Here is a 6,204-nt window from a genome sequence, read left to right as displayed (position 1 = left end):
GGCGATCGAATTCCTCACCCGCAAACCGACCGTCTCATAGTCCGCCCGACGCCAACGCACCATGGGTCTTTCCAGTGAGCGGAAAGTCCGTGGTGACCGCATGGACCAAGGAATCACAATGAGCGAATCCCCTCGCCAGATCGGCACTTTCGGTGGCCGTCGCGGCGGCACCTGTAGTTTCCCAGTAAGTAGGAGGTGTGCGTCGTGGCACACGAAGTAGTCCAACGTGTCGAGGAGCTGGGGCCGGAACTGGCCGCACTCGCCGAGGAGAACGAGAAGCTCGGCAAGCTGAGCGATAAGACCGCCGAACTGCTGCGTTCGGCGGGGGTGATGCGGCTGCTGCAGCCCAAGGAGTTCGGTGGCTATCAAGCGCACCCGCGCGATTTCGCCGAAGCGGTGATGGCGGTCGCGCAGCACGACCCCGCCGCGGGCTGGGTGTGCGGTGTCGTCGGCGTTCATCCGTGGGAGATGGCCCAGATGGATCCTCGTCTGCCGCAAGAGGTTTGGGGCGACAACCAGGACACCTGGATCGCCTCCCCCTATATGCCGATGGGCGTCGCCGATCCGGTCGAGGGTGGCTACCGGCTCACCGGCCGCTGGCCGTTCTCCTCGGGCACCGACCACTGCGACTGGGTCTTCCTCGGCGCCCTGCTCGGTGACGGCACCGGTAAGCCGGCCGGGCCGCCGACCGTGCTGCATGTGGTCGTCCCGCGTGCGGACTACAAGATCATCGACGATTCCTGGGACGTGGTCGGCCTGTCGGGTACCGGCAGTAAGGACGTGGTGATCGAGGGGGCGTTCCTGCCCGACTACCGCGTCATCGTCCAGGACGAGATCATGCAGGGGGCGGCGGCCGAAAAGCGCGGCCTCACCGATGCGGTGTACAAGCTGCCCTTCACGACCATGTTCCCGCTCGGGTTGACCTCCGCGGTAATTGGAATCTGCGAGGGCGGACTGCGTGTGCACCTGGACCAGCAGCGCGAGCGCGTCGCGGTGACCGGTGTCCAGGTGCGCGACGATCCGTACACGCTCTACGCCGCGGGTGAGGCGGCTTCGGAGATCGAGGCTTCGCGGATTCAGCTGATCAACGGCGTCAGTCGGCTGTATGACCAGCTGGAGTCCGGGCAGCCGATCACGCTGGAGGACCGGTTGGATATCCGGCGCAATCAGGTCCGCTGTGCCTGGCGGGCGGTTTCGGCATTGGACGAGATCTTCGCCCGCTCCGGTGGAAACGCCGGTCGGCGGAGTAACCCGATCCAGCGGTACTGGCGTGACGCGCATATGGCACTGCAGCACATGGTCCACGTTCCCGGTACGGCCTATCACGCGAACGCACTGGTCAAGATGGGGCTCGAGCTGCCGCCGTCGATGGTCGTGATGGTCTGACACGAGCGGATAGGGAGGATGGATATGACCGAGATCCGATCAACGCAGGAGACGGTGGTGGCGATCAATACGCGCCACTTCCGGAATGTGCTCGGCCATTTCCCCACGAGCGTGGTCGCGATCACCACCCTCGACGATGATCAGCGCCCGCACGGATTCATCGTGGGGACGTTCACCTCCGTCTCGCTCGACCCGCCCCTGGTGTCGTTCCTGGTGGACACGTCGTCGACAACCTTGCAACGCATCCGCGAGACCGGGCGGTTCTGCGCAAATGCGTTGGCGGGCAACCAGGAACACGTGTCGCGGCGGATGGCGTCCAGGGGTGGCGACCGGTTCGAGGGCGTGACGTGGCAGTCGTCGGCATTGGGCAATCCGGTACTGGATGGTGTTGTCGCGTGGGTGGACTGCGCGGTTGCCCAGATCGTCGAGATCGGTGACCACGTTCTGGTCGTCGGGCAGGTGCACGAACTGCGGGTGGAGTCGGTGCGCACTCCGCTGCTGTTCTTCCGCGGTGGGTACGGCGACTACCTCGCCAGCGCGTCGCTGGTCATGGACCAGCTCGTCGGGTGGTAGTCACCTGAACCCGGTGTAGCAGTGCGTAATTCGACGACCCCAATGGCAGGGCAGGCCATTGGGGTCGTCGTCTGTTCAGACCAGCATGTCGTCGACGTACAACCCGAACGAGCCACGGCCGCACAGCGCCAGCGACGATTCGACATCGTTACCGGCATGGATACTGCCCGTATGCGCATCCCGCCAGGCCCGTTCGATCGGGTTGCCACGGCGTCGTGACATGCCGCCCGCGGCCTGGAAAACCAGATCGATCGCGGTGATCGAGCGCTCGGTGCCGCACACCTGATCCCGGCGGCCGCGCAGCCGCAGCTCCATCGGGATGTCCTCGCGACGGCGCGCCCGTTCGTACAGGTCGTGCAGGTTCCGGTGCATCTGCAGGACGGCCCCGTCGACATCCGATTCGGCACGCGCGACGGCGATCTGCACGGACCGGTCCGTGCTGAGGCCGCCGCCGCCGAAACTCGGTCGGTTGAGATTGCGCATGCGCGTCAGAAATTTCTCCAGGCAACCTTCCGCCAAACCGATCATCGGCGCGGTGACCGAATAGCTGTACATCGTTCCGAACGGCATCCGATACAGCGGGCCGGTATTCAGTTTCTGGCCCGGACCGCGCCGGTGGGTGACGTCGTAGTTGCGCGTCGTCCGGTATTCCGGGACGAAGATGCGATCGATGTGCAGGTCATGGCTGCCGGTGCCGCGCAGTCCCACCGAGTCCCACACCTTGTCGATTCGGTAATCCGCGCGCGGTACCAGTGCGGACACGATATCCACCGGGTCACCGTTGTCGGCGTAGACGGTGCCGCCGAGTACCGCCCATGACGCGTGTGCGCAGCCGGATGCGAAGCGCCAGCGTCCGCTGAGTTCGTAGCCTCCTTCAACCGGCGTCAATCGGCCGACCGGCGCATAGGACGGACAGATCAGCGCATTCGGATGATCGGACCACACCTCGCGTTGTGCACGCTCGTCGAAAAGCGCCACATGCCAGGGGACTACCCCGAGCACCGAGGCCACCCACCCGGTGGAGCCGCAGGTGCCCGCGATCATCCGGACCACGTCGTAGAACTGATTCGGATCGGCCTCCAGGCCCCCGCTCCACTTCGGTTGCAGCAGCCGAAAGACGCCTGCGGCGATCAGGTCGGTCATCGTCTGTTCCGGTATTTCGCCGGTCACGTCGACCTGCGCCGCGCGTTCGGCCAGTTCCGGCAGTAGCCCGCGCACCGCCTCGGCTACATCGTTGTCCATGCCGTAATCCTGCGCCCTGAGCACCGCGTACTCCAGCCGGAACACGACCGGCTCGCACCCGGCTGCCGCTGAACGGGAATACGCGGCTCCGACGATGGGGCGGCTGCGCGGCCGTCCCGCTCTGCGGAAGTTCGCTGACGGTCGAATGTGCGGGTCATCACACTAGGGGAGCTTTCGTCCTCGGGACGGAATTGCTGGCGATGAGTGCAGAGATCGAAGGAGATCCGTTGAAAAAATCAATCTATTTCAGATTACAGCGCTGGTCGGCGTGGAGCGGATTCCTGGTCCTCGTACTGATGCTGGTCGCCTACGGTGTCGGCGACTTGCTGTCGCCGATGAGTCCGACGATGTCCGCGAATGAGGTTCGCGACTTCCTGGTCGAGCATCAGCACGGGATTCTGCTGTGTGTGGCCATCATGGTGCTGACCGTGCCATTCGAATATCCATACGTCGTCGCGACCAGTATGCAGATGAAGCGGGTCGAGGGCGGCTGGGGCTGGCTGTCGATGGTTCAGCTGACCACCGGCGTGGTCGCGCCGACCGGCTTCTTCTACCCCTTGGCGATTCTGGCCGCCGCCGCATATCGGCCGGAAAGCCATTCCGCTGATGTCCTTTCCGCGATGACCGACATCTTCTGGCTGATGTATGTGGGCAACGCCTGTATTTTCGTACTGCAGGTCTGGTCGATCGGGTTCGCTTCCTACTTCGATCAGCGCGACAAGCCGATTTTCCCGCGGTGGTATGCGCACCTGAGCATGCTCCTGGGTGTCCTGCTCATCTCGGGCGCTTTCGTCTTCCTGAACAAGACCGGCCCGTTCGCGTGGAACGGCATTCTGGCCCAGGGCATTCCGGCGATCGCCTACCTCGTCTGGAAGGTCGCGACGCCGCTGGTGCTGCTGAAGGCGATCAAGGGCGAGGAAGCCGAACTCGCCGCGAAGGAAGTTGTCGAGGCGGAGCCCGCGACCGCATAACTCTGGTGGCGGCTGCCGGTTTCGTGCGGGTTGCACGAAACCGGCAGCGCTTTATGGGTAGGTACCGTTCATCTCGACCGATGGCGAATCGGAGGAATACAGGTGAGTGATCCGCGGCCGACCTTGCACGTACCGGCGCGGGATATCCCGGTGCCGACGTCGGTGAGCGAGCAGGCGCGAACGATACTGGCGCGCGGCATGCTCGGGCCGTCGCCGGAATATCCGGCGCTGAACGACGTCCAGGGCTGGCGGGACATGATCGCATCGACGGACGCCGAAGTGCTCGGAATGCTGGCGATGCGGGGCGGGGCGACTGATGCGCCCGGTCCCTCGGTATCGGAGATCGATACCGTCGGCGCCAAGGTCTATGTGATCACCCCCGAGGGAGTCGCCGACGAAGACCGTCGGGTGTACCTCGATCTCCATGGTGGGTCCTGGATCCTGTGCGGCGGCGCGATCTGCCGCGCGATGGGTATCGGCGCGGCCGCCTCGGTAGGAGCCCGGACCTGGTCTGTCGATTATCGGATGCCGCCCGACCATCCGTTTCCGGCCGCGCTCGACGACTGTCTGGCCACCTACCACGCCCTGCTGAAGGAATATCGCCCGGAGGAGATCATCGTCGGCGGCACCTCGGCCGGAGCGAATCTGGCTGTCGCGCTGATCCTGCGGGCTCGCGACGAAGGTCTCCCGCTGCCCGCCGCGGTGGTATCGGGTACCCCCGCAGTCGATCTCACCGAGTCGGGTGACACGTGGCAGACCAACCAGGGCCTCGATAATGTGCAGATCGGGAGCTTGATGCCCGCCATCCTGCTGTACGCGGCGGGGCACGATCTGCGTGACCCGTATCTGTCGCCGCTGTTCGGGGATTTCACGAAGGGCTTCCCGCCGACCCTGCTGCTGAGCGGCACCCGCGATGTGTTGTTGTCGGACACCGTGCGTCTGCACCGGAAGCTGCGCGCGGCCGGTGTCGGAGCGGATCTGCATGTCTTCGAAGCCGCGGGGCACGGCATGTTCCTCGGGACCGCACCGGAGGACCGGGAAAGGGCCGGGGAAATCCGGCGATTCGTCGACAAGCACTGGGCGGGCACAGGGCGTTGAGACGAGCACAGGGCGTTGAGACGAGCACAGGGCGTTGAGACGAGCACAGGGCGTTGAGACGAGCACAGGGCGTTGAGACGAGCACAGTGAGCTGATCCGAGGCCGAGGCCAGGTATCGCGATTCGCATTGCGATACCCGGCCTCAGTTGTTGTCGCGCAGGAGAATTCGGCGCAACGTTAGACCGAAAGTGCGAAACCGCCTGTCACACGGAGTGTTTCACCGGTGACGAAGGACGCCTTCGACGAGACCAGGTAGAGCAGCGCCTCGACGATGTCGCGCTCCTCGCCCTCGCGCTGCAGAATCTGCTGACCCATGACGCGCTCGGCCTCGTCGCGAGCGAGTTCGGCCCGAATGGTTTCGGTGAAGATCAAACCGGGTGCGATCGCGTTGACACGGATGCCGTCGGGGGCGAATTCGCGGGCGAAGGACATGGTCAGGCCGCGCACGGCGAGTTTGGAGACGCCGTAGACGGTGCGGTTGGCGTAGGCCGCCGACGACGAGATATTGATGATCGATGCGCCCTCGCGCCCGGTCATCGCCTTGTGTGCCGCGAGCGTGCAGTTGACCACGCCCATGACATTGACATCGAACACCCGCCGCACCTTGGCCAGGCCGAGTTCGGTGAACGGTCTGTTGTATGCGGCGTGCAGGCCCGCATTGTTGACCAGGATGTCGATGCCGCCGTGGCGTTCGGTGACCGCGTCGATCATCGCGGCGACGCCGTCCTCGTCGGCGACATCGCAGGCCAGGCCGGTCGCATTGCGGCCATCCGCGATCAGTTCCGCGGCTGCGGATTCGGCGACCTCGCCGTCGATATCGGCGAGCACGACGTGCGCGCCCAGTTCCGATAATGCGGTGCCGAATGCCTTACCGAAGCCGCGGCCACCTCCGGTGATGACCGCGATCTTGCCCTCATGTTCGGACATCGCGTCC

The 6,204-nt window shown here is 64.9% G+C and carries 6 protein-coding genes; 4 read left to right on the top strand and 2 right to left on the bottom strand.

Annotation, left to right across the window (positions count from 1 at the left end; genetic code table 11):
• Positions 1–204: 204 nt before the first annotated feature.
• Positions 205–1,386, top strand: a complete 1,182-nt coding sequence (locus NP3_RS08075; protein ID WP_063039319.1) for an acyl-CoA dehydrogenase family protein — start codon at positions 205–207, stop codon at positions 1,384–1,386.
• A 24-nt stretch (positions 1,387–1,410) separates the two neighbouring features.
• Positions 1,411–1,959: a flavin reductase family protein gene (locus NP3_RS08070; RefSeq protein ID WP_063039317.1), complete on the top strand. Its 549-nt coding sequence runs from the start codon at positions 1,411–1,413 to the stop codon at positions 1,957–1,959.
• Positions 1,960–2,034: 75 nt separating this feature from the next.
• Here the strand turns inward: NP3_RS08070 and hsaA are convergent, their stop codons facing one another.
• The gene (gene hsaA, locus NP3_RS08065) at positions 2,035–3,201 is read right to left on the bottom strand and encodes a 3-hydroxy-9,10-secoandrosta-1,3,5(10)-triene-9,17-dione monooxygenase oxygenase subunit (RefSeq protein ID WP_063039315.1); all 1,167 of its coding nucleotides are present in this window, start codon (positions 3,199–3,201) and stop codon (positions 2,035–2,037) included.
• Positions 3,202–3,428: 227 nt separating this feature from the next.
• Here hsaA and NP3_RS08060 point away from each other — a divergent pair, with 227 nt between their 5' ends.
• Both NP3_RS08060 and NP3_RS08055 read left to right on the top strand, forming a co-directional pair.
• Positions 3,429–4,172 (top strand): hypothetical protein, encoded by a 744-nt coding sequence (locus tag NP3_RS08060; RefSeq protein WP_084508319.1) that lies wholly within the window; start codon positions 3,429–3,431, stop codon positions 4,170–4,172.
• Between the two features lie 102 nt (positions 4,173–4,274).
• A complete protein-coding gene (locus NP3_RS08055) occupies positions 4,275–5,270 on the top strand; it encodes an alpha/beta hydrolase (RefSeq protein WP_245720854.1) in 996 nt (331 codons plus the stop codon).
• Between the two features lie 177 nt (positions 5,271–5,447).
• On the opposite strand, the gene NP3_RS08050 is transcribed toward NP3_RS08055, so the two are convergent.
• Complete coding sequence (locus NP3_RS08050; RefSeq protein ID WP_063039303.1) at positions 5,448–6,197, bottom strand: SDR family NAD(P)-dependent oxidoreductase; 750 nt, start codon at positions 6,195–6,197, stop codon at positions 5,448–5,450.
• Positions 6,198–6,204: the final 7 nt, after the last annotated feature.

The sequence above is a fragment of the Nocardia pseudovaccinii NBRC 100343 genome (assembly GCF_001613225.1).
Classification (GTDB): Bacteria; Actinomycetota; Actinomycetes; order Mycobacteriales; family Mycobacteriaceae; genus Nocardia; species Nocardia pseudovaccinii.
Note: the sequence above shows the minus strand (reverse complement) of the source record. Positions and strands in the feature narration are given on the sequence as shown.

Excerpts from the sequence above, each read along its gene's own strand:
- NP3_RS08070 (WP_063039317.1), top strand. The coding sequence starts at position 1,411 with ATGACCGAGATCCGATCAACGCAGGAGACGGTGGTGGCGATCAATACG.
- NP3_RS08050 (WP_063039303.1), bottom strand. The coding sequence starts at position 6,197 with ATGTCCGAACATGAGGGCAAGATCGCGGTCATCACCGGAGGTGGCCGC.
- hsaA (WP_063039315.1), bottom strand. The coding sequence starts at position 3,201 with ATGGACAACGATGTAGCCGAGGCGGTGCGCGGGCTACTGCCGGAACTG.